Source organism: Mesorhizobium sp. M7A.F.Ca.US.008.03.1.1 (assembly GCF_003997495.1).
Taxonomy (GTDB): domain Bacteria; phylum Pseudomonadota; class Alphaproteobacteria; order Rhizobiales; family Rhizobiaceae; genus Mesorhizobium.
Genome location: NZ_RZRU01000003.1, coordinates 136257 through 158273 on the forward strand (window position 1 = coordinate 136257; position 22017 = coordinate 158273).

18 protein-coding genes and 1 pseudogene are annotated in these 22017 nt (G+C 64.0%); 9 read left to right on the top strand and 10 right to left on the bottom strand.

Annotated elements, in window-relative coordinates:
* Nucleotides 1-78 precede the first annotated feature (78 nt).
* From EOA16_RS06220 to EOA16_RS06230, 3 genes are all read left to right on the top strand, one after another.
* A complete protein-coding gene (locus EOA16_RS06220; protein ID WP_127256400.1) occupies nt 79-2574 on the top strand; it encodes a heavy metal translocating P-type ATPase in 2496 nt (831 codons plus the stop codon).
* A gap of 42 nt (nt 2575-2616) precedes the next feature.
* Nucleotides 2617-3009 (top strand): DUF305 domain-containing protein, encoded by a 393-nt coding sequence (locus EOA16_RS06225; RefSeq protein WP_127256402.1) that lies wholly within the window; start codon nt 2617-2619, stop codon nt 3007-3009.
* Nucleotides 3010-3076: 67 nt separating this feature from the next.
* Nucleotides 3077-3922: an aldo/keto reductase gene (locus tag EOA16_RS06230; RefSeq protein ID WP_127256403.1), complete on the top strand. Its 846-nt coding sequence runs from the start codon at nt 3077-3079 to the stop codon at nt 3920-3922.
* On the opposite strand, the gene mutS is transcribed toward EOA16_RS06230, so the two are convergent.
* Nucleotides 3923-6652, bottom strand: a complete 2730-nt coding sequence (mutS, locus tag EOA16_RS06235; RefSeq protein WP_127256405.1) for a DNA mismatch repair protein MutS — start codon at nt 6650-6652, stop codon at nt 3923-3925.
* Nucleotides 6653-6865: 213 nt separating this feature from the next.
* Here mutS and EOA16_RS06240 point away from each other — a divergent pair, with 213 nt between their 5' ends.
* Nucleotides 6866-9145, top strand: coding sequence for an NADP-dependent malic enzyme (locus EOA16_RS06240; protein ID WP_127256407.1), 2280 nt, complete (start codon nt 6866-6868; stop codon nt 9143-9145).
* A 33-nt stretch (nt 9146-9178) separates the two neighbouring features.
* Here EOA16_RS06240 and EOA16_RS06245 read toward each other — a convergent pair whose 3' ends face one another.
* Together EOA16_RS06245 and EOA16_RS06250 are read right to left on the bottom strand one after the other, a co-directional pair.
* On the bottom strand, nt 9179-9880 hold the full coding sequence (locus EOA16_RS06245) for an antitoxin Xre/MbcA/ParS toxin-binding domain-containing protein (RefSeq protein WP_127256408.1): 702 nt from the start codon (nt 9878-9880) through the stop codon (nt 9179-9181).
* A 377-nt stretch (nt 9881-10257) separates the two neighbouring features.
* The gene (locus tag EOA16_RS06250) at nt 10258-11250 is read right to left on the bottom strand and encodes an adenosine kinase (RefSeq protein ID WP_127256410.1); all 993 of its coding nucleotides are present in this window, start codon (nt 11248-11250) and stop codon (nt 10258-10260) included.
* Nucleotides 11251-11481: 231 nt separating this feature from the next.
* Here EOA16_RS06250 and EOA16_RS06255 point away from each other — a divergent pair.
* Nucleotides 11482-12413: pseudogene (locus EOA16_RS06255) on the top strand (EamA family transporter).
* A gap of 170 nt (nt 12414-12583) precedes the next feature.
* Complete coding sequence (locus EOA16_RS06260) at nt 12584-13300, top strand: sulfate transporter family protein (protein ID WP_127256411.1); 717 nt, start codon at nt 12584-12586, stop codon at nt 13298-13300.
* On the opposite strand, the gene EOA16_RS06265 is transcribed toward EOA16_RS06260, so the two are convergent.
* From EOA16_RS06265 to EOA16_RS06290, 6 genes are all read right to left on the bottom strand, one after another.
* Nucleotides 13297-14295, bottom strand: coding sequence for a proline racemase family protein (locus EOA16_RS06265; protein ID WP_127256413.1), 999 nt, complete (start codon nt 14293-14295; stop codon nt 13297-13299). The genes EOA16_RS06260 and EOA16_RS06265 overlap by 4 nt on opposite strands.
* Before the next feature lie 14 nt (nt 14296-14309).
* Nucleotides 14310-15113 (bottom strand): oxaloacetate decarboxylase, encoded by an 804-nt coding sequence (locus EOA16_RS06270; RefSeq protein WP_127256414.1) that lies wholly within the window; start codon nt 15111-15113, stop codon nt 14310-14312.
* 80 nt (nt 15114-15193) lie between these two features.
* Nucleotides 15194-16048: a hypothetical protein gene (locus EOA16_RS06275; RefSeq protein ID WP_127256415.1), complete on the bottom strand. Its 855-nt coding sequence runs from the start codon at nt 16046-16048 to the stop codon at nt 15194-15196.
* 72 nt (nt 16049-16120) lie between these two features.
* Nucleotides 16121-16783, bottom strand: a complete 663-nt coding sequence (locus tag EOA16_RS06280) for an HAD family phosphatase (protein WP_127256417.1) — start codon at nt 16781-16783, stop codon at nt 16121-16123.
* Entirely contained in the window at nt 16783-17268 is a 486-nt protein-coding gene (gene dut / locus EOA16_RS06285; protein WP_127256418.1) for a dUTP diphosphatase, read from the bottom strand. Before dut ends, EOA16_RS06280 begins: the two co-directional genes overlap by 1 nt.
* A 255-nt stretch (nt 17269-17523) precedes the next feature.
* The gene (locus tag EOA16_RS06290) at nt 17524-17994 is read right to left on the bottom strand and encodes an Lrp/AsnC family transcriptional regulator (protein ID WP_127256420.1); all 471 of its coding nucleotides are present in this window, start codon (nt 17992-17994) and stop codon (nt 17524-17526) included.
* A gap of 115 nt (nt 17995-18109) precedes the next feature.
* Here EOA16_RS06290 and EOA16_RS06295 point away from each other — a divergent pair, with 115 nt between their 5' ends.
* The 3 genes from EOA16_RS06295 (at nt 18110) to EOA16_RS06310 (ending at nt 20885) form a co-directional block, all read left to right on the top strand.
* Complete coding sequence (locus tag EOA16_RS06295; protein ID WP_127256421.1) at nt 18110-18358, top strand: DUF6356 family protein; 249 nt, start codon at nt 18110-18112, stop codon at nt 18356-18358.
* Between the two features lie 14 nt (nt 18359-18372).
* Nucleotides 18373-19173: a class II glutamine amidotransferase gene (locus EOA16_RS06300; protein WP_127256423.1), complete on the top strand. Its 801-nt coding sequence runs from the start codon at nt 18373-18375 to the stop codon at nt 19171-19173.
* Between the two features lie 338 nt (nt 19174-19511).
* Nucleotides 19512-20885: an amidase gene (locus EOA16_RS06310; protein ID WP_127256424.1), complete on the top strand. Its 1374-nt coding sequence runs from the start codon at nt 19512-19514 to the stop codon at nt 20883-20885.
* Here the strand turns inward: EOA16_RS06310 and EOA16_RS06315 are convergent.
* Nucleotides 20879-21952, bottom strand: a complete 1074-nt coding sequence (locus EOA16_RS06315; RefSeq protein ID WP_127256426.1) for an FAD-binding oxidoreductase — start codon at nt 21950-21952, stop codon at nt 20879-20881. The genes EOA16_RS06310 and EOA16_RS06315 overlap by 7 nt on opposite strands.
* Nucleotides 21953-22017 lie beyond the last annotated feature (65 nt).

Consider the following 22017-nt stretch of genomic DNA (forward strand, 5'->3'; position numbering starts at 1 on the left):
GTCGAAACAGCCCTTGACCTTCCAGTTACTGGAAGCCCTATCTCGACTTCACACACTGATCCATCAAGGCATTTTCGAATGACGCATTCCGATCACGGTCATCACGCGCATGGTAGTTGCTGCTCGACAAAAGGCGCCGTGCCTAGCGTCGTCCGCGACCCGGTCTGCGGCATGATTGTCGACCCGGTCGCCGGCAAGCCGACATCAGAGCATGATGGCCATCTCTATCATTTCTGCAGCCAGGGCTGCCGCGCGAAATTCGTCGCCGAACCGGAGAAATTCCTGACCGCCGCCGATCCGGTTTGCGGCATGAGCGTCGACCGCGCGACTGCCAGGCACTTTGCCCGCCACGAGGGTCAGGGCTTCTATTTCTGCTCCGCCGCCTGCCAGGCGAAATTCGAGGCTGAGCCGCAAAAATATCTCGGCGACAGGCCGGCGCCTCAGCCGATGCCCAAGGGCACGCAATACACCTGCCCGATGCATCCCGAAATCATCCGCGACAAGCCCGGCTCCTGCCCAATCTGTGGCATGGCCCTGGAGCCGATGGGCGTGCCGACGGGCGAGGAAGGGCCAAATCCCGAGCTGGTCGATTTCACCAGGCGGTTATGGGTGAGCGCTGTCCTGTCGGTCCCCCTTCTGATCATCGCCATGGCGCCCATGATCGGCCTGACGTTTGAAGGCCTGGTCGAGGACCGGACAAAGGTCTGGATCGAACTGGTCCTGGCAAGTCCGGTGGTGCTTTGGGCCGCCTTCCCCTTCTTCCATCGCGGCTGGGATTCGCTCGTCAACCGCAGCCCCAACATGTGGACGCTGATTTCGCTCGGCGTGGGCGCTGCCTATCTCTATAGCGTCGTCGCCACGCTGTTTCCGGACATTTTTCCGCATCGGTTCCGCAGCCATGGCGGTGCTGTGCCGGTCTATTTCGAGGCTGCCGCCGTCATCGTTGCGCTGGTCTTCCTTGGCCAGGTGCTGGAGCTGCGCGCCCGTGAAAAGACCGGCTCGGCAATCCGCGCCTTGCTCGATCTCGCGCCGAAGACCGCGCGGCTGATCGCCGCCGATGGCTCCGAAGACGATGTGCCGCTCGACGCGGTCAAGGCCGGCGATCGCCTGCGCATCCGCCCCGGCGACGCCGTACCGGTCGATGGCACAGTGCTGGAAGGCCGTTCCTCGATTGATGAATCGATGATCACGGGCGAGCCGTTGCCGGTCGAGAAGACCGAGGGCGATGCGCTGACCGGCGGCACCCTCAATAAGAACGGTTCGCTGATCATGCGCGCTGAGAAGGTCGGCGCCGAGACGACGTTGGCGCGCATCGTCGAGCTCGTCGCCAAGGCGCAGCGCTCGCGCGCCCCGATTCAAGGGTTGGCCGATCGCGTTTCTTTCTACTTTGTCCCGGCCGTCGTCCTTGTCGCGATTGCCGCTTTTATCGCCTGGGCGATCTTCGGACCCGAGCCCAGCCTGATCTTTGCCATCGTCTCCGCGGTGTCGGTGCTGATCATCGCTTGCCCCTGTGCGCTCGGTCTCGCCACGCCTATGTCGATCATGACCGCCACCGGGCGCGGGGCGCATGCCGGCGTGCTGATCAAGGAGGCGGCCGCGCTCGAACGCTTCGCCTCGGTCGACACGCTGATCGTCGACAAGACGGGTACGCTGACCGAAGGCCGGCCGAAACTGACCGATGTCGTTGCGGCAAACGGTTTTTCCGAGATCGAATTGCTGGCGCTTGCCGCCGGTCTGGAGAAAGGGTCGGAGCATCCGCTGGCCGAGGCCATCGTCGACGGCGCCGCCACGCGCGGTGTGATCGTTGCCGAGGCCAGCGGCTTCGAGGCGGTCACCGGCAAGGGCGTGTCCGGTTCGGTCTCGGGAAAGACGGTTGCGCTCGGCAATACCCCGATGATGGCGGACCTTGGCGTCGACATCGCATCCATCTCGGCGAGGGCCGAGGCGTTGCAACTCGAAGGCAAGACGGCGATGTTCGTCGCTGTCGACAAGAAACTGGCCGGCCTCGTCGCCGTCGCAGACCCTATCAAGGCAACGACGGCCGAGGCGATCCGGGCGCTGCATGACAGCGGCTTGAGGATCATCATGGCGACCGGCGACAACGAACGCACGGCCAACGCGATCGCCAGAAGCCTTGGCATCGACGAGGTTCGCGCCGGCCTGCTGCCGGAGCAGAAGGCAGCCCTCGTCGAGGAACTGCGCGCCAAAGGCGCGGGCGTCGCCATGGCCGGCGACGGCGTCAACGACGCGCCCGCGCTTGCCGTGGCCGATGTCGGCATCGCCATGGGTACAGGCGCCGATGTCGCCGTCGAAAGCGCCGGCATCACTCTGGTCAAAGGCGACCTCAACGGCATCGTGCGGGCACGCACGCTGGCCCAGGCGACGATCCGCAACATCCGCCAGAACCTGTTCTTTGCCTTCCTCTATAATGTGCTTGGCGTGCCGGTCGCCGCCGGGGTGCTCTATCCGCTCACCGGCACGCTTCTGTCGCCGATGCTGGCAGCGGCGGCGATGAGCCTGTCCTCGGTGTCGGTGATCGCAAACGCATTGCGGCTGCGAACATTGAAACTCTGATCGAAGCCCCCAAATACGAAATCACTCAACAGGAGACCATGAATGACTTTGGCCAAAAAACTCGTGCTGCTGCTGATGGCGGCCGGAATGCTGGTTGCCGTCTTCCTCGAAAGCGTTCCGGCGCAGAGCGAAGAGATGAAACACGACATGGGCGCCATGGCGACGGACGCGACCAACCCGTCGACCGAAGGCTACAAGGCAGCGATGGACAGAATGCATGCCGACATGATGGCATCTGAATACACCGGCAATGCCGACGTCGATTTCGTCCGCGGCATGATCCCGCACCATCAGGGTGCGATCGACATGGCCAAGGTCGAGCTTGCCAACGGCAAGGATCCGGAAATCCGCAAGCTGGCCGAAGGCGTCATCGCCGCGCAGGAAGCCGAAATCAAGCAGATGCAGGCCTGGCTCGCCGCCCATCCGGTGAAGTAAGCTTTCGAGAACGCCTCTGGATTTCTCGTCCAGCCTGTGATGCGATCGGCCCCAACTGGAGCCCGCCATGCCATCGACCATCAGAACTACCAAACTGCCCTCAGGCGAAACCGTTCAGGTGCTTGGCCAGGGCACATGGAAGATGGGCGAGGATTCGCGCCGGCGTGCCGATGAGGTGAATGCCCTCAAGCTTGGCCTCGACCTCGGCATCACGCTGATCGACACCGCCGAAATGTATGCCAGCGGCGGCGCCGAGGAGGTGGTGGCCGAGGCTATTGCCGGGCGCCGCGACGAAACCTTCCTGGTCTCGAAAGTTCTACCATCGAACGCTTCACGCGCGGGCGTGCAGCGCGCCTGCGAAAACAGCCTGAAGCGCCTGCGAACCGACCGTATCGATCTCTATCTGCTGCATTGGCCGGGCAGCATGCCGCTGGTGGAAACGGTCACGGCCTTCGAGGCCTTGAAAAAGGCCGGCAAGATCCGCCACTGGGGCGTCAGCAATTTCGACACCGACGAGATGGAAGAACTGGTCGGCTTGCCTGCCGGCGGTAATGTCCAGACCAACCAGGTGCTCTACAATCTGGTCCGGCGTGGCCCCGAATTCGATCTCGCGCCCTGGAGCCGGCAGCGCTGCATTCCCTTGATGGCCTATTCGCCGGTCGAGCAGGGCACGTTGGCGCGCAATGCCAGGCTCGACACCGTTGCCGCCCGCCACGATGCGACCCCGGCACAGATCGCGCTGGCCTGGGTGATGCACCAGGAGGGCGTCATCGCCATCCCGAAAGCCAGCAGCCAGGAGCACGTCCGCCAGAACGTCGCTGCGCTCGACATCAAGCTTACGTTGCAGGACATCGCCGATCTCGACAGCGCCTTCCCGCCGCCGACACGCAAGCGCGGGCTGGAGATGATCTGACTACGTCCCCGCCAGCCCCTTCAGCCGGTAGAGCGCCTCCAGCGCCTCGCGCGGCGTCATCTCGTCGGGGTTGATGTCGCCGAGTGCCGCGCCCAGCGCGTTGCTCTTCACCGGCTTCGGTGCTTCCCGCTTCACAGCCACCGAAAACAGCGGCAGGTCATCCACCAGGCGGTTGGTCTTGCCGGAAACCTCTCCCTCTTCCAATTGATGCAGCACTTCCTTGGCCCGGTCCACCACCGCCTCCGGCAGGCCGGCCAGCCGCGCCACCTGCACGCCGTAGGAGCGGTCGGCGGCACCCTTGCCGACCTCGTGCAGGAAGACGACGTCGTTTTCCCATTCCTTGACCCGCATTGTGACGTTGGAGAGGCGCGCCAGCTTGCCGGCCAGCGACGTCATTTCGTGAAAATGGGTGGCGAAGATCGCCCGGCAGCGGTTCTTCTCATGCAGATATTCGACCGCCGCCCAGGCGATCGACAGGCCGTCGAAAGTGGCGGTGCCGCGGCCGATCTCGTCGAGGATCACCAGTGCACGTTCACCGGCCTGGTTGAGGATCGCCGCCGTCTCGACCATCTCGACCATGAAGGTCGAGCGGCCGCGCGCCAAATCGTCCGAGGCGCCGACGCGCGAGAACAGCCGGTCGACGACGCCGATATGGGCCGATGTCGCCGGCACGAAGGAGCCGGTCTGGGCCAGGATGGCGATCAGCGCGTTCTGCCGCAGGAATGTCGACTTGCCGCCCATGTTCGGGCCGGTCAAAAGCCAGATCGCACCGTTCCTGGCACTGCCCTCCGGCGACAGGTCGCAATCATTGGCGACGAACGGGCCTTCGCCCGAACGGCGCAAGGCCTGCTCGACCACCGGATGCCTGCCGCCCGCAATCTCGAAGGCAAGGCTGGAATCCACCACTGGCCTGCACCAGGCCTCGCTTTCCGACAAAAGCGCGAGTGCCGCCGAGACATCGAGCACGGCCAGCGCATCCGCACCGGTGCGGATCTTCTCCGCTTCGGAGACCGCTTCCGCCGTCAGCGCGTCAAAGGCGGCAAGCTCGATGCTCAGCGCCCGGTCGGCGGCGTTGGCGATCTTGGTCTCGAGTTCGGCAAGCTCGGTCGTGGTGAAGCGCATGGCATTGGCCATGGTCTGGCGGTGGATGAAGCGCGCCTTGGCGCCATCGCTGCCGGTCATCACAGCATGATGGTTGGCGGTCACCTCGATATAGTAGCCGAGCACATTGTTGTGCCGGATTTTCAGCGAGCGGATACCGGTCTCGTCGATCAGCGAGCGCTCCAGCCCGGCGATCACCTTTCGCGATTCGTCGCGCAGCGCCCGCATCTCGTCGAGATCGGCATGGTAGCCACCGCGCACGAAGCCGCCATCGCGCTTGAGCAGCGGCAGCTCGTCGCCAAGCGCCTGCGTCAGATGCTGCGAAAGCGTTTGGGGCAGTGCATGGATGGCGGCCAATGCCGCCGCGAGTTCCCGGGGCAGGGCGGTCGCTGCAAAGATCTCGGCGATCGCGCCTGCCGCCTCGAAGCCGGCGCGCAGCGCGCCGAGGTCGCGCGGCCCACCCCGGTTGAGCGCCAGCCTGGACAGCGCGCGCGGCATGTCGGCGACGCTCTTCAGGCTCGACCGCACCGCCTGGCAAAGCCGCGTTTCTGAGCGGAAGAACGACACCGAATCCAGCCTGGCGCCGATGGCCGCGGGATCGGTCAGCGGCGCCATCAGCCGGTCGGCGAGCAGCCTTGCGCCGCCGCCCGTCACCGTGCGGTCAATCGCCTTGAACAGCGAGCCTTCGCGGCTGCCCGACAGCGTGCGCAGCAGTTCCAGATTGCCGCGCGTCGCCGGATCGATGAACAGGGTCGATCCCTGTTCCTCGCGCTCGGGCCGCGACAGTGGCGGACGCTCGGCTTTCTGCGTCTTCTCGACATAGGCGATGGCACCCGAGATCGCCGACAGTTCGGCGCGCGAAAAGGCGCCAAAACTATCCGGCGTCGCCACATCGAAGAAGCGGGCGATGCGCCCGGTGGCCGAAGCCGAATCGAACAGTGAGGGCGGCTGCGGGCTGGCGACCCGGCCGAGCACGTCGAACACCGGCTTCAGCTCCGGATCGTGGAACACCGGTTCGGCAACGATCAATTCGCGCGGATCGACACGGAAGATGTCGGCCAGCAGCCGGTCGGCGGTGGTGTCGGTGACGCGAAAGGCACCGGTCGAGATGTCGATCCAGGCCAGCGCAAAGGAGTGGTCCGCTCCACCCTTCACCCGCCCCAGCGCCATCAGGAAACTCGATTCCGATGGCGCCAGCAATTTGTCCTCGGTGATGGTGCCTGGTGTCACCAGCCGCACCACGTCGCGGCGCACCACCGATTTGCCGCCGCGTTTCTTGGCCTCGGCCGGATCCTCGATCTGTTCGCAGACGGCAACGCGGAAACCCTGGCCGATCAGCTTTTGCAGATAATCGTCGGCGGCATGCACCGGCACGCCGCACATCGGAATGTCGAGCCCTTGATACTTGCCGCGTTTGGTCAGCACGATGCCCAGCGCCCGGCTTGCCTTCTCGGCATCGTCGAAGAACAGCTCGTAGAAATCGCCCATGCGATAAAACAGCAGCGAATCGGGGTTCGCCGCCTTGATCTCGATGAATTGCTCGATCATCGGCGTGGCGCCAGCGTGGGCGGTCGGCACCGGCGTCATCGCCTCGGGGGCGTCTGGCTCGTTCGGGCTATGCATGTTCATACGCGGCACGCTAGCAGATGTGATGGTACGGTTTAATGCCGGCGCTTCGAAAAACAGGGGACGACGGGACGGCAGCTTGTCCGCAATTGCCGATGCGGACGGCGATTCCGGCGCGCTGGCGGTTTACACGCGGCGGCGCGTGGTCTTAATTCGGACCGAAACAAAGCACCCGCTTCAAGGAGGTGCTGCACCGGCGAGGAAATCAAGAACATCATGGCCAGGAAAACCGAGAACAGCGGTCCGTCCGTCAGCGCGCAGGAAGCGCTCGAATTCCATGCCATGGGCCGCCCCGGCAAGCTGGAAGTCGTCGCCACCAAGCCGATGGCAACGCAGCGCGACCTCAGCCTCGCCTATTCGCCGGGCGTCGCGGTTCCGGTTCTGGCCATCGCCGAGGATCCCAGCCGCGCCTTCGATTATACGACACGCGGCAACATGGTCGCCGTTATCTCCAACGGCACCGCCATCCTTGGTCTCGGCAATCTCGGCGCGCTGGCTTCCAAGCCGGTGATGGAAGGCAAGGCGGTGCTGTTCAAGCGCTTCGCCGATGTCGATTCCATCGACCTCGAGGTCGATACCGAGGACGCCGACGAGTTCATCAACTGCGTGCGTTTCCTTGGGCCCTCCTTCGGCGGCATCAATCTCGAGGACATCAAAGCGCCGGAATGCTTCATCATCGAGCAGCGCCTGCGCGAATTGATGGACATTCCGGTCTTCCACGACGACCAGCACGGCACCGCCATCATCTCGGCCGCTGGCCTGATCAACGCGCTGGAGATCACCGGTCGCGACATGAAGACCACGAGGATGGTCTGCAACGGCGCCGGTGCGGCCGGCATCGCCTGTATCGAACTGATGAAGGCGATGGGCTTCGCGCCCGAAAACATCACCTTGTGCGACACCAAGGGCGTGGTTTTCCAGGGCCGCACCGAAGGCATGAACCAGTGGAAGTCGGCGCATGCGGTCAAGACCGAGGCGCGCAGCCTCGCCGAGGCGCTCGACGGCGCCGACGTCTTCCTCGGCCTGTCCGCCAAGGGCGCGCTGACCACCGCCATGGTGCAGTCGATGGCCAAGAACCCGATCATCTTCGCCATGGCCAATCCTGACCCGGAAATCACCCCAGAGGAAGTGGCCGAGATCCGCACCGATGCCATCATGGCCACGGGCCGATCAGACTATCCGAACCAGGTCAACAACGTGCTCGGCTTCCCCTACATCTTCCGCGGTGCGCTGGATGTGCGGGCAACCACCATCAATGACGACATGAAGATCGCCGCCGCCCAGGCGCTGGCCGCACTTGCGCGCCAGGACGTGCCAGACGACGTCGCTGCCGCCTATCAGGGCAACCGGCCGAAATTCGGCCCCAACTACATCATCCCGGTGCCGTTCGACCCGCGCCTGATCTCGGCCATCCCGATTGCGGTCGCCAAGGCGGCGATGGATTCCGGCGTCGCCCGCAAGCCGATCCTCGATCTCGATCGTTACGCGCAGGAACTCTCCGCCCGCCGCGACCCGATCGCTTCGACCCTGCAGCGCATCTACGACCGCGTGCGCCGCCAGCCCAAGCGCATCGTCTTCGCCGAGGGCGAGGAGGAGCAGGTCATGCGCGCCGCCGTCTCCTATGTGAACCAGAAGCTCGGCACTGCCATCCTGCTTGGCCGCGACGATGTCATCAAGGAAAACGCCAAGCACGCCGGCATTGACCTCAACAAGCAAGGCATCGAGATCATCAATGCCCGGCTGTCGCGTCGCAACGGCATCTACACCGACTATCTCTACGAGCGCATGCAGCGCAAAGGCTTCCTGTTTCGCGACTGCCAGCGCCTGATCAACAACGACCGCAACCATTTTGCTGCCTGCATGGTGGCGTTGGGCGATGCCGACGGCATCGTCACCGGCGTCACCCGCAACTATTCGACCGCGCTCGACGACATCCGCCGCGTCATCGATGCCAAGCCCGGCCACCGCGTCATTGGCGTCTCGATCGTGCTGGCGCGGGGCAAGACCGTGCTGGTGGCCGACACTGCCGTGCACGACATGCCGAACGCCGAGCAGATCGCCGACATCGCCGAGGAGGCCGCGGGCTTTGCCCGCCGCATGGGTTATGAGCCGAGGCTCGCCATGCTCGCCTATTCCACCTTCGGCCATCCGCAGGGCGAGCGCTCCGAACGCGTCCAGGAAGCCGTGCGCATCCTCGACAAGCGCCGCGTCGACTTCGAATATGACGGCGAAATGGCCGCCGACGTGGCGCTCAATGCGCGGGCCATGGCGCAATATCCGTTCATAAGGCTGACCGGCCCGGCCAACGTGCTGATCATGCCGGCGTTCCACTCCGCCTCGATCTCGACCAAAATGCTGCAGGAGCTCGGCGGCTCCACCGTCATCGGCCCGCTGCTGGTCGGCCTGAACAAGCCGGTGCAGATTGTTTCGCTGAACGCCAAGGACTCAGACATCGTCAACATGGCGGCGATCGCGGCGTATACGGCGGGGACTTGAGGAGCGAGCCTGAGCGGTGGGTCCGCGAGGCGTTCAGCCCGGCGCGAACACGCGTGCGGCCTCGACGACCTCGTCGACCTGATCCTGCCGCAGCAGGTCGATGGGAATGCGGCCGTCGAGTTGCGCCGAGGGGCGCGTCAGCCACAGCCATGCGAGCCTTGGATTGGTGATCAGCGACAGCACGCCGCGAATGCCTGCAACCGGCCGGCCGTCGACGAACTGCGCCAGCGGGAAGACATGTTTGCGGCCGCCTTTGCGCAACGCGATGACCTCACCCCGTCTCTGCCAACGGTGCAGGGTCGAGCGGGCGATGCGCAAATGCTCTTCCAGATAGGTCGAGCCGGCGACGCGGCCCGCCCAGTCCTCGATCAGCATCGATTCGAGGTCATCGGACTTTGGCAGCGAAGGGGGCTCGACATCGGCAAATGGGATCGTCGGCGGATTTGTCACGCCGGCAATACCGGCTTCGCTGCGGCGCGCGGCTTCCGCCGCCAGGGCGCGCACGAATTTCGATGCCAGGCCGGGAAGGTCGGCATGGATGGCGTCGATGGCGCGCTGGTGCTTCGGTGACAGCAAGGTGACGGCGGACGCTATGCTGCCGGCGATCTTGCCGACCGAGACCATGGTGGGCTTGTTGATGGCCTCGTCATAATGGGCAAGCGCGCGTTCGACGTCCTCCGCGACCATCTCCGCGAAGTCGTCCTGCTTGAGCCCCTGGATCTGAAATCTGTTCATGCATCTGTCTCTTCGTCCGGTCGCACTCCTCCCACAGCTGCGGCCGGTTGTTGAATTTCTAGAGCGGAAAGCGAAAAGCGCGGCGGCAACAGATGCAGCGGCCCGACAGCATGCTGTCTTGCATTCTTGACACCTCTACTGACTGAGGGCGCACCGAAATGTCAGTCGCGGGACGCCCAGATTGCGTGTAGGTGCGATGTGTGACAGCCGCGCGACGGTGTTTCCTTCTCCCCTTGTGGGAGAAGGTGGATCGGCGCGCAGCGCCGAGACGGTTGAGGGGTGTTGGACGGAGCGCTGTCAGCGCCAAACTGGAGCCCCCCTCATCCGTCGCCTTCGGCGACACCTTCTCCCACAAGGGGAGAAGGGAGAACCTGCCGCTAAAGCAACCCCGCCTGTTCGGCCTCGCGGCGCAGATTCTGGCGGGGCCTGGGGCCGATCTGCTGGATCACCAGTCCGGCCGCCAGTGAGCCAAGGTCGCCGCAGGTCTGCAGGTCGCGGCCTTGCGTGTAGCCATGCAGGAAGCCGGCGGCATAGAGATCGCCGGCACCGGTCGTGTCGACCAGTTCCTTGATCGCGGTCGCCTTGATGACCACGGTCTCGTCGCCGCGCATGATCACCGAGCCTTTTTCCGAGCGGGTCACGGCGGCGATCCGGCAATCCTTGCGGATCTGCGCCAGCGCCTCGTCGAACGACGATGTCTGGTAGAGCGACTTGATCTCATGGCTGTTGGCAAAGACGATATCGACCGTGCCCGAACGCATCAGGTCGAGGAACTCGTCTCGGTAGCGGTCGACGCAGAACGAGTCCGACAATGTCATCGACACTTCCCGGCCTGCCGCGTGCGCCAGCTTCGCCGTCTGCCGGATCGCTTCCTTGGCGCGCGGCGGGTCCCACAGATAGCCTTCGAAATAGGTGACCTTGGCGCCAGAGGCCTTGTCGGCCTCGACGTCGTCAGGGCCAAGCTCGACGCAGGCGCCGAGATAGGTGTTCATCGAGCGCTCGCCGTCGGGGGTGACGAAGATCATCGAGCGCGCCGTCGGCGGCTCGCCCTTGAGCGGCTTGGTGTCGAAGGCGACGCCCTGCGCGTGTATGTCGTGGGCGTAGATTTCGCCCAGCGCATCGTTGGAGACCTTGCCGAAGAAGGCGGCACGGCCGCCGAAGCTGGCGACGCCGGCCGCCGTGTTGCCGGCGCTGCCGCCGGAGGCTTCGATCGCCGGTCCCATGCGGCTGTAGAGCAGTTCGGCGCGTTGTGTGTCGATGAGGTTCATCGCGCCCTTGATGATGCCGTTGGTCTCGAGGAATTCCTCGTCGCACTGGGCGATGATGTCGACAATGGCATTGCCGATGCAAAGCACGTCATAATCCGGCATCAAAATCTCCGCCAAAAACCCGAGCCGGCTTCTTGCCACGCCGGCCCGGCGCGGGTCTAGCGATTTGAAACCGGTTTGCCTAGGGCGTGACACGCAACTTTGGCGGAACAGGCAAAAGGCGCCTCGGCCGCGAGGCGCTATGACAATTCGACCGTGGCCGAAGCATTTCATCGCCGCACCGCCTACAAGGCAGGCTCAGACGATCCCGTTTCGAAGGCGAGCCAGCCCCCAATGTCTACAAAGAGCATGTCGACAAAGAACGAGACTGCAAAAAACGACATGACCACCGACCTGGCGCTGCTCGCCTTGCTGGCGGTGCTCTGGGGCGCCTCCTACACCTTCATTAAGATCGGCGTCGAAACCATCCCGCCGGTCACCTTCATTGCCGCCCGCACCCTGATTGCCGGCGGTATCCTGTTCGCCATCATCCGCTGGCGCGGGCTCACCATGCCGGGCGACACGGCAAGCTGGCGCCGCTTCGCTTTCCAGGCCTGTCTCAACAGCGTCATCCCGTCACCCTGATCGCCGCGGCAGAACGTTCGGTCGATGCCGGCCTCGCCACCATCCTGAATGCGACCTCGCCGATCTTCACCTTCCTCTTGACCGCGCTCATCACCCGCCACGAGCCGGTCACCTTGCGCAAACTGATCGGTGTGGGCGCCGGCATTGCCGGCATCTGCCTCATTATCGGTACGCAGGCGCTGGGTGGCCTCGGTCATGAATTGTGGGCGCAATTGGCAATCGTCGCCGCAACGGTCTGCTATGCCGGGGCCGCCATTTTCGGCCGCGGGTTCAAATGCCTCGATCCGATGCTGCCGGCCGCCGGTTCGATGCTGTGCGGCGCCGTCATTCTCGTACCCCTCAGTCTGGTGTTCGACCAGCCATGGACGCTGGCGCCCTCGACCGCATCTATCCTGGCCCTGCTCGGCCTGTCGGTCTTTTCCACCGCGCTGGCCTTCGTCATCTATTTCCGCCTCATCCACACGCTGGGTTCGGTCGGCACCACCTCGCAGGCCTATCTGCGCGTGCCGATCGGCGTCGGCATCGGCGCCCTTTTCCTCGGCGAAAGCCTGGGCTCGACGGCATGGCTGGGCATGGGTTTTGTCGTGGCCGGGGTCGCCGCCATGACCATCCCGATTCGAAAGCCGGCATTTGCGCGGTAGAGCAATGCCAGGAAAAGTGTGAAGGGGTTTTCCCGGGAAAAGCGGATAGCGCTTCCCCCGGGAATCGCGTCAAAGCAAAGAGCCAGCCGGCTTGTGCTCATGGCCTGCGCTGCCTATCTCGGAAGCGCCCGCCTTTTCGACGGTGTCTGGTGACCTGGGGGTAAAGCACTGTGATTTTCGACGCTGCCCGCACTGCGGCCCTCGAGCTGTTTTCGCCTCCTTTTCGGGCCGTGTTCGTCAAGACGCTGGGCTTGACCGTGCTGGCGCTGGTGGCTCTGTGGTTCGGCTTGACCAGCCTCGTCGAGTGGCTGGCGCTGCCTTGGCTGCAGACCCTGTTGCCCGGCATGCCGTCCTGGGCCGGTTGGCTCGGCGGCATCATCGCGGCAATAGCGCTTGCCTTCGGCATGGCGTTGCTCATCGCGCCGGTGACGGCCGTTGTCGCCGGCCTGTTCCTCGACGATATCGCCGAAGTGGTCGAGCGCACCGACTATCCCGGCGCTCCGACCGGCCGCGCCATGCCGGCGCTGCGTTCGCTGGTGCTGTCGGCGCGATTCCTCGGCGTCGTCATTCTTGGCAACATCGTCGCCTTGCTGCTTCTCCTGGTGCCGGGCATCAACATAGCCGCCTTCTTCATCGTCAACGGCTATCTGCTCGGGCGCGAGTTCTTCGAATTCGCCGCCATGCGCTTTCGCGGGGAAGACGAGGCCAGGGCCTTGCGCAGGCACTATGCCGGCACGGTGTTTCTCGCCGGGCTGGTTATCGCGGCTTTCCTCGCCGTGCCGTTGCTTAACCTGCTGACGCCGCTGTTCGCCGCCGCCATGATGGTGCATCTGCACAAGGCGATCTCGGCGCGGGAAGTGGCTCGAGCTGGATATCGGCGCACTTAACGCAGGAGAAATCCGCGCCCCAGTTCGTCGTCTGCCTCAACAACGAACTCAGCCCGCCCGGAATAATAGGCGCGGCCGCCGACGCGGGCGATGATCGCCCCGTGCGGGCCAGCCTTCGCCGTCCGCACCACCGCTCCCGAAAAACGCGAGCCGGCAATGCTCTCGAACATGCGCGTCTGTCCGATCGCGATTTCGCCCTTGGCATGCATGGCCGCCAGCCTTGCGGTGACGCCGGAGCCGGTCGGCGAGCGGTCGACCTCGGCTTCGGCGAAGACGCAGATGTTCTTGGTCACCTCGCCGGAAAATGCATCGCGGCCATCGGTCAGGATGGTGCCGTAGAGAAAGGCAAGATCGGCGTGGTCGGGATGCGACAGCGGAAATTCGGCCTTGAGCCTGTCCGTCAGCGCCGTTGCCGCATCGACGAAATCGCGCACCCGGCTTCTGCCGAACTCAAGCCCGAATTGGTGACACTCGGCCAGCGCGTAGAAGGCGCCGCCATAGGCGACGTCGAAGCCGATCGTGCCGTGGCCCGCCAATTCGATCGTCTGGCCGCCGGCGAACAGGAAGGCCGGCACGCTTTCGAACGAGACCGCGCCGGCCTTGCCGTCCCTGACCTCGACCGAGGCGACGACCAGCCCGCACGGCGCCTCGATCTTGACAGTCGTGATTGGCTCCTGTTTCGCCACCAGCCCCTCGTCAATGGCATAGCGCCCGAGCGCGACGATGGCGTGGCCGCACATGGTCGAATAACCCTCATTGTGCATGAACAGCACGGCGAGATCGGCGCCGGGCAGGTCCCGCTCTACCAGCAAGGCGCCATACATGTCGTAATGACCGCGCGGCTCGAACATCAGGATTTTCCTGAGATGATCGAGATGGTCGCGCACATAGGCGCGCTTTTCCAGGATCGTGCCCTTCGGGATATCCGGATAGCCGCCGGTGACGATCCGGAGCGGCTCGCCGCCGGTATGCATGTCGACGACGGTAAGCGTCATGCGATGGGCCTCATCTAGACTGAAGGTTTGGTAAACAGCGCCTGCAATTTGCTGAACGGCATGGCGGCGCGGGTGAAGCCGAAGGTGCCGTCCTGCTGGATCTCGCGCGCCGCCGTTTCCAGCATGCCATAGGCGAAATTGGTCAGCCACGGCCCGAGCGAAATCCGCTTGACGCCGGCTATGGCGAGATCGGCGATGGTGAAGCCTGGTACCGCCATGACATTGACCGGCTTGCTGACCGCCGAGCAGAGCGTGCGGATCATCTCGACGTCGCCGATGCCTGGCGCATAGAGCACGTCGGCGCCGGCCTTCTCGAACGCCTGCAGCCGCTTGATCGTGTCGTCGAGGTCGGACTTGCCCCACAGAAAATTCTCGGCGCGCGCGGTGAAGACGAAATCGCGTTTCAGGGCCCGCGCCGCCTCCACGGCCGCCGCAACGCGTTCGACAGCGTGCGCAAAATCATAGATCGGCCTGTCAGGGTCACCGGTGTGATCCTCGATCGAGCAGCCGGCAAGACCGGCCGCTTCGGCGGCGAAGACGGTTTCAGCGGCCTGCTCGGCGCTGTCGCCCTTGCCTTTCTCGAGGTCGGCCGAGACCGGCAGGCTGGTCGCCGCTGTCACCTCGCGGCAATGGTGGATCATCTGGTCGAAGGTCACCGCGCCGTCCGGCAGGCCGCGCGAAAAGGCAAAGCCGGCGCTGGTCGTCGCCAGTGCCGTGAAGCCGAACGAGCCGAGCAGCTTCGTCGTGCCGACATCCCAGGGATTGGGCATGACGAAGGTCGAGGCATGCAGGTCGCGGAAGATCTTGCCCTTGTCCATGGTAGTACCCCCATCATATACGGTGTGGCTAAGTGGATTTTATCCTGCCCTATTTGGCCCGGCAAACGAATGCGGTTGGTTCAGAAGCGTTTGGCGTTCTCTCCTGCCAATTTGTCCAGCGCGTCGGAATCCTTGGCGTAGCGCGATGTCTTCTTGTCCCAGTGATAGGTGACGGAAATGTCGTGGGACTCTGGTCTCGGCGGAGTGTCGTCGCAGCTTTCGCCGTTCAGCACTGTAGAGTCGGTCACCGTTACCTTGATAGCGGCATAAGGCTGGCTGCCGGGGACGGTTTGAAAAGCGACGTCCTGCTTGCGGCTGTAGGCGCACAGGTTCTCATCGAACGTATAGATCATGTCGATCAGTTCGAATTTGTCGTCGCGGATCATGATCAGCGGCGTGATCACATAGTTCTGGCTCGAATTGAAATGCGCGCTCATGGTGATGAGGACGTCATCGTTGGCGCCGACGGAAAGCTTGCCCGGTTCGCGGAAATAGGTGCCGCGGTCGAGGGCGACATTGACCGCATCGAGCAGCTTTGGCTTGCCCGTAATGTCGTAGAGCGCCAGCACCGCATAGCCTTCGGCGCTGTCGGGAGAATCGCCGAGGTCGAACAGCATGGTCAGCCGATCCTTGCCGCCGGCCTTGATCGCAAGCACCGCGGCATTGGAAAAGCCCGAAGTCTCGGGCGGTGAGCCGCCGCTGTCCGGTCCCTCGACATGACGCATCTCGATCGGTAACCCGGCCCTGTAGAAGCCGTCCTTGTCCGCGGCGAGGTTGGGAATGACCATCCTGGCGAGGTCGAGATAGGTGACATCCGTGCGGCCGGGCAAAGCGCTGCCGAGTTCCGGGAAGCCGACGGCCTGGGCGCCGGCCGCGGTACATAGAAACGGCAGCAGCATCAAGGCGCGGATTAAGCGGAGCAGGCTGGATTTCATGCGTGGCCTCAAGTTGGCGGAGCCAAGCTAGCACGGACAATCGAGGCGTACAGCCGCGGGCTGAAGATCAGGTCAGTGGATCGGCACCAGCCCGGCCAGTTCGCGCATGTCGTCGAACAGGATGCCGCCTGCCTGGATCAGGCCGTCGCGGTCGGAATAGGGATCGCCGTGATAGGAAAACACCCGCATGCCGGCGGCAATGCCGGCATGCGTGCCGGCGACGCTGTCCTCGATGACGATGCAGTCGGCGGGCGCAAAGCCCATGGTTTTCGCAGCATGCAGGAACAGGTCCGGAAACGGCTTGCCGCGCGCGACCATGGTCGAGGAAAACATCGCGTGTTCGAACAGCGGCAACAGCCCGGTCTGGCCGAGCGTGATGTGCATCTTCGACACCCGAGCCGAGGTGGCGACGCAATAGGCGATGCCGGTGGAACGTACGGCTTCGACAAACTCGCGGACGTAGGGGATCGCCTCGACGCCATCGGCGAATAGGTCCGGAAGGCCGGCATTCCAGCGATCGACGAAATCGACGCCGAGCCTGACGCTGGTCTCTTCCTCGATCTCTTTCTGCACCGACGCCATGCTGCGGCCGGAGAAATTCTTGCGGCAATATTCGAAGCTTGTCGGATGGCCGGCAGCGGACAGCCATTCGGCGAGGCGCCGATTGGCCAGGTTCTCGGTATCGACCAGGATGCCGTCGCAGTCGAAGATGACAAGTTTAGGCAGTTCAGGCATCAGGCAGTGCCGGTCGATCCGAACCCGCCCGCGCCACGCTCCGTGCCGCCGGCCAAAGTGCGCTCTTCCACGCCCGCCTGCGTCACCGCGGCGAAGACGATCTGGGCGATGCGCATGCCGCGCGTCACGGCAAAGTCCTCGTCGCCGAGATTGATCAGCAGCACCTTGACCTCGCCACGATAGTCGCTGTCGATGGTGCCGGGCGTGTTCAAAACGGTAAGGCCATGTTTGAAAGCAAGGCCCGAGCGCGGTCGGACCTGGCCTTCCATGCCTTCCGGAATTTCCAGGATAAGCCCCGTCGGCACCAGCGCGCGTTTTCCGGGCAGGATCAGCAGCGGCCGGTCCTCGGGCACCGCGGCGCGCAGATCCATGCCGGCGGCACCGGTGCTTTCATAAGCAGGAAGGGGAAGTCCTTCAGCATGCGGCAACCTGACGAAGCCGACGGTCGGACCGATGACGGAGGGAGTTTGAAGGGCTGCGCGCATAAAATCGATCCTATCGGCGCGAACGGCGATTCGGTCAACTCGACTGTACCGCTATCAACGGCTTTCTTTCGGGCATCACCATGAACCCGAGGTGTGTTGAGATTCAGGTCAGGCCGAGTCGAAAACGATGGCTTCCGAGAACCGGAGCGGAGCGTACTTGAAGTACGTGAGCTCAGTTCTACCGCGACGCGGTAGAACGGGGAAGCGCAGGAAACCATCGTTTGCAGCCCGGCATCACCTGAATATCGATACACCTCAGCGCAGTTCCATCGGAACGACGGTCGTCTCCTTGATTTCCTCCATCACGAACGACGCGGAAACATCCGACAGCGCCACCTTGGCAATCAGCCGCTGGTAGAGCCGGTCGTAGGCCTTCACGTCGGCGACGCGGGCGCGCAAGACATAATCTAGGTCGCCGGACATGCGGTAGACGCCGGTGATCTCGGGAAAGCCGGTCACCGCCGCCCGGAACTTCTGCAGCCACTCCGGATCGTGGTTGGACGTGCGGATCAGGATGAAGACGGAAAGGCCAAGTCCGAGCTTTTCAGCATCGACCAGCGCCACCCTGCCGGTGATGACACCAGCCTCTTCCAGCCGCTTCACCCGCCGCCAGCAGGCATTGCGCGACAGCGCCACCCGTTCCGACAGCTGGTCGACCGACAGCGTGCCGTCGCGTTGCAACTCGGCGAGCAATTTTCGGTCGATTTCGTCAATTTCCAGCGCCATGTGGGATAATTGTCCCATGGATAACCGAAATACAAGGACATTTTGAGACCGATGAACCGGCGAAGCGTGTCAGGATACTCATATCAGGAACTTGAAGCGCTGAAGGGGAACCAGCATGTCGGTCGCAAGGATTTTCACCTCTCATCCGGCCAAGGTCGGCGAAACCTATTTCAGCCACATGGGCTTTGCCGCCTGGTTTTCGTCGCGCCTGTTGATGGCTGCCGGCGCCGCCCTCGTTCATGCTTTCTTGCCGTTTCTGTTTGAAACTACCGCCAGCCGAATCGTTCGCGAGCTTTACGAGCGGACGCACAACAGAGGCACACACGCGACCAAGGAGCCCGTCGCTCTTATGGATCGCGCCTAGAGGACGACAGAGCGATGTGCCGGTGGGCGGCCTATCTCGGTGAAGCGGTCTTTCTCGAAGACATCCTCACGGCGCCCTGTCACTCGCTGATCGCCCAGAGCCATTGTGCGCAGGAAGCGAAATCGCCGACCAATGGCGACGGCTTCGGCCTTGCCTGGTATGGCGACCGCCCGGAGCCGGGTCTCTATCGCGATATCCTGCCGGCCTGGTCCGATCCCAATCTGAAAAGCCTGTGCCGGCAGATCAAATCCGGCCTGTTCCTTGCCCATGTGCGGGCGTCGACCGGCGGCGCCACCAGCCGCATGAACTGCCACCCGTTCATCTCCGGCAACTGGTCGTTCATGCACAACGGCCAGATCGGCGGTTTCGAGAAGATCCGCCGCGCGCTGGAGAACTCGCTCTCCGACGCGGTCTTCGACCAGCGCGAAGGCACCACCGATTCCGAACTGTTCTTCCTGCTGATGATCGACGAGGGATTGGCCACCGATCCGCAAGGCGCCGTCTCCCGCGCCACCAGCCGCGTGCTCGAAGCCTCGCGCCGGGCCGGCCTCGAACCGGCGCTGAAGCTCACCGCCGCCTTCTCGGATGGCCAGGCGCTGCATGCGGTGCGCTACGCCACCGACGCCCATGCTCCGACGCTCTATACTTCTATCCTGCGCAAGGGCGGCGGCCGCTGCATCGTTTCCGAACCGTTCGACCGCGAGGGCGGCGACTGGCAAGCGATCCCGCCGGCGAGTTTTGTCACGATCACCGGCGATGGCATCAGCATTCGCCCCTTTGCTCCGGTTGTGGCGAAGCTGGCGCTGGTTGGGTAGGCTTTCGCCTGGTTGCAAATTGCGGCATGTCGCGGGACAACGCCCTCCTCTGTCCTGCCGGACATCTCCCCCTCAAGTGGGGAGATTGGCAGCTTCGCCGCCCGCGCGTCCTTGCAACATTGGAGATTGGCGAAAGCCGTGACGCTATCCAATCTCCCCACTTGAGGGGGAGATGTCCGGCAGGACAGAGGGGGGTGCCGTCGAGTGCAGACTTGGACAGTTCCCGCCTGCACAATATCGATCAAACGCGACCAATCCTCGAATGCTCAACTCCGCTTGAAATTGCGCCGTAGTCCGCCATCTTCATGGACACGCGCGGCCAAGCCGGAGCATTCCTCATGGACATCGCCTTGTCCTCAACCGTCGAACTGGCCGCCGCCATCGCCAAGCGAAAAATCTCCGCTGTCGAAGCACTCGTCGCGCATCTGGCCCAGATCGACGCGCACAACGAGGCCGTCAACGCCGTCATTTCGCTCGACAGCGAAGGGGCTCACGAGCGCGCCAAAAAGGCCGACGCCGCCCAGGCGCGCGGCGCCGCACTTGGGCCTCTGCATGGCGTGCCGTTCACGCTGAAGGACACGCACGAAACGTCAGGCATGAGGACCACTGTAGGCTTCCCGCCCTTTGCCGACTATGTCGCCAAACAGGACAGCCCGGTCGTCACCAGACTGAAAGCGGCCGGCGGCGTCCTGATGGCCAAGACCAATGTCGCGACCATGCTTTCGGACTGGCAGTCGAACAATCCGCTGTTCGGCCGTACCAACAATCCATGGAATCTCGAGCGCACCGCCGGCGGCTCCAGCGGCGGTGCCGCAGCTGCACTTTGCTCGGGAATGACGCCGTTCGACGTCGGCACCGACATGCAGAACTCGATCCGCTTGCCGGCCGCCTTTTGCGGTGTTTATGGCCTGAAGCCGACGGAGCATCGTGTCTCGCTGGCCGGCGCCTTCCCCGATCCGGGCGGTGCCGCGCGCAGCGTGCGGCTGATGTCCTGCCTCGGGCCGTTGGCGCGCAGTGTGGAAGATTTGGCGCTGATCTACCAAATCATCGGCGGCCCGGACAGGCGCGACACCGATCTTGCGCCGGTGCCGGTCGAGGACATGCCGAAGCTCGATCCCAGGACACTGCGCATTGCCTTCGCGCCATCCTTTCCCAGCTTTCCGGTGGCCGGCGACATCTCTGCCGCAGTCGAAAGTCTCGCAGGGCATCTGCAAGGCGCCGGCGCCGTCGTCGAAGAAGCAAAACTGCCAAAACTCGATCTGCACGACGATCTGGAGCAGGGCGGCGCGCTGATCGGGATGATGATGGAGGCCGCTCAGCCGGAGCCGCCGGAGGAACCGACACCGGTTTCGCGCTGGTTCGAGGCGCTCGCCCGCCGCGACACATCCATGCTCGCCTGGGACCGGTTCTTCGAGGACCATGACGCACTGCTCTGCCCGGTCGCCATGACCACCGCTTTCCCGCATTGCGAGTCGGGCACGCCGATCAATGTCGACAGCAAGGAGCAGAGCTACTGGATGCTGCCGGCCTATGGCGCTGTCTTCAACTACAGCGGCCATCCAGCCCTTTCCATTCCATGCGGACAGGACAGCGCCGGCCTGCCGATCGGCCTGCAACTGGTCGGCAAACGCTGGTTGGAGTCACAGCTGCTCGGCATCGCCAAGGCAATCGAACCACTCACAGGCGGCTTTCGCCGTCCGCCCGCCTATTGAGCGAAGCGCGACAATCCATAAGGGGCAAGTAAGGTGTCGCGCTCGCCGTCGAGAATTTCCTTTGTGGCGAAAAGGCCGACGGCCGGCGCCAGCGTGATGCCGGAATGCATGACGGCGACGTAGACACCATCCATGCCTTCTGCGCGGCCGATGATCGGAAAGCCGTCGATCGGCGTCGGCCGATAGCCGACCGTATAGAAATCGAGTTCCAGCCCCTCGCTGTCGCGCAGCATGGCTTTCATGGCCGCAAACAGCGCGCGGGCGGTGGCTTCGGCATCCATGCCCGGATCCGCGCCGCCAAAATCCGAGCCGGCGATGATGCGGCCTTCCGCCGTCTGGCGCATGTGCAGCCGCTCGGCCAGAATCAGGCCGTTGAGCAACTTCTTGTAAGGCCGCGAGTGGACGATCAGGCCGGGCGGCGTTTCGATCGGCAGGTTGATCCCGGCGGTCGCGGCGATCTCCGGCGAGCCGACACCGGCCGCGACCACCACCTCGTCCGATGCAATCAATCCGTGCGATGTGTCGACACCGGTGATCCTGCCGCCGGTCTGGACCAGGGCCGTCACCGTGCTGGAGATGATCTTCGCGCCATCTCGCTCCGCTTCTGCCAATAGGGCACGGGCGGCGGCCACGGGCTCTGCGACACCTTCTTCGGCGACATACAGGGCAAAATCCGGAAGCTCGGTGAGATTGGGCTCGATACGCGCGGCACGGGCGCGGTAGACGCGCTCGATGCCATAGCCCCAGGCGGAATGTTCCGTGGCGTAGGTTTCCATGTCGGCCGCGGGTAAATCCCAACACAGGCCGCCGCACCAGCTCAGCGGCAGGCCGGGCAGATCCCGCGCCAGCCGCGACCATTCGGCCATCGCGCGGGTGCGCAGCCGGAAATAAGGCGCCGGATTGCCCCAGCTGGCATTGATCCAGGCGAACGAATTTGGCGTTGCCACCCCGCCGGCAGCACTGTCGGCAATCACCGTCACTTGCGCACCCGCTCTGCTCAGATGCCAGGCGATGGAGGCGCCGATGATGCCGGTGCCGATGACGATCACTTGTTTCGCCGCAGTCATGCTTGCTCCTCTGCCTCGCCATCCCGAGGATGTTCATCCAGTGCCATCCCCGCAGCCGCTTGCCA

Bases quoted from the DNA above. Each gene is read 5' to 3' on its own strand.
- EOA16_RS06220 (WP_127256400.1), top strand. From the start codon at position 79: ATGACGCATTCCGATCACGGTCATCACGCGCATGGTAGTTGCTGCTCG.
- EOA16_RS06225 (WP_127256402.1), top strand. From the start codon at position 2,617: ATGACTTTGGCCAAAAAACTCGTGCTGCTGCTGATGGCGGCCGGAATG.
- EOA16_RS06230 (WP_127256403.1), top strand. From the start codon at position 3,077: ATGCCATCGACCATCAGAACTACCAAACTGCCCTCAGGCGAAACCGTT.
- mutS (WP_127256405.1), bottom strand. From the start codon at position 6,652: ATGAACATGCATAGCCCGAACGAGCCAGACGCCCCCGAGGCGATGACG.
- EOA16_RS06240 (WP_127256407.1), top strand. From the start codon at position 6,866: ATGGCCAGGAAAACCGAGAACAGCGGTCCGTCCGTCAGCGCGCAGGAA.
- EOA16_RS06245 (WP_127256408.1), bottom strand. From the start codon at position 9,880: ATGAACAGATTTCAGATCCAGGGGCTCAAGCAGGACGACTTCGCGGAG.
- EOA16_RS06250 (WP_127256410.1), bottom strand. From the start codon at position 11,250: ATGCCGGATTATGACGTGCTTTGCATCGGCAATGCCATTGTCGACATC.
- EOA16_RS06265 (WP_127256413.1), bottom strand. From the start codon at position 14,295: ATGACGCTTACCGTCGTCGACATGCATACCGGCGGCGAGCCGCTCCGG.
- EOA16_RS06270 (WP_127256414.1), bottom strand. From the start codon at position 15,113: ATGGACAAGGGCAAGATCTTCCGCGACCTGCATGCCTCGACCTTCGTC.
- EOA16_RS06275 (WP_127256415.1), bottom strand. From the start codon at position 16,048: ATGAAATCCAGCCTGCTCCGCTTAATCCGCGCCTTGATGCTGCTGCCG.
- EOA16_RS06280 (WP_127256417.1), bottom strand. From the start codon at position 16,783: ATGCCTGAACTGCCTAAACTTGTCATCTTCGACTGCGACGGCATCCTG.
- dut (WP_127256418.1), bottom strand. From the start codon at position 17,268: ATGCGCGCAGCCCTTCAAACTCCCTCCGTCATCGGTCCGACCGTCGGC.
- EOA16_RS06290 (WP_127256420.1), bottom strand. From the start codon at position 17,994: ATGGCGCTGGAAATTGACGAAATCGACCGAAAATTGCTCGCCGAGTTG.
- EOA16_RS06295 (WP_127256421.1), top strand. From the start codon at position 18,110: ATGTCGGTCGCAAGGATTTTCACCTCTCATCCGGCCAAGGTCGGCGAA.
- EOA16_RS06300 (WP_127256423.1), top strand. From the start codon at position 18,373: ATGTGCCGGTGGGCGGCCTATCTCGGTGAAGCGGTCTTTCTCGAAGAC.
- EOA16_RS06310 (WP_127256424.1), top strand. From the start codon at position 19,512: ATGGACATCGCCTTGTCCTCAACCGTCGAACTGGCCGCCGCCATCGCC.
- EOA16_RS06315 (WP_127256426.1), bottom strand. From the start codon at position 21,952: ATGACTGCGGCGAAACAAGTGATCGTCATCGGCACCGGCATCATCGGC.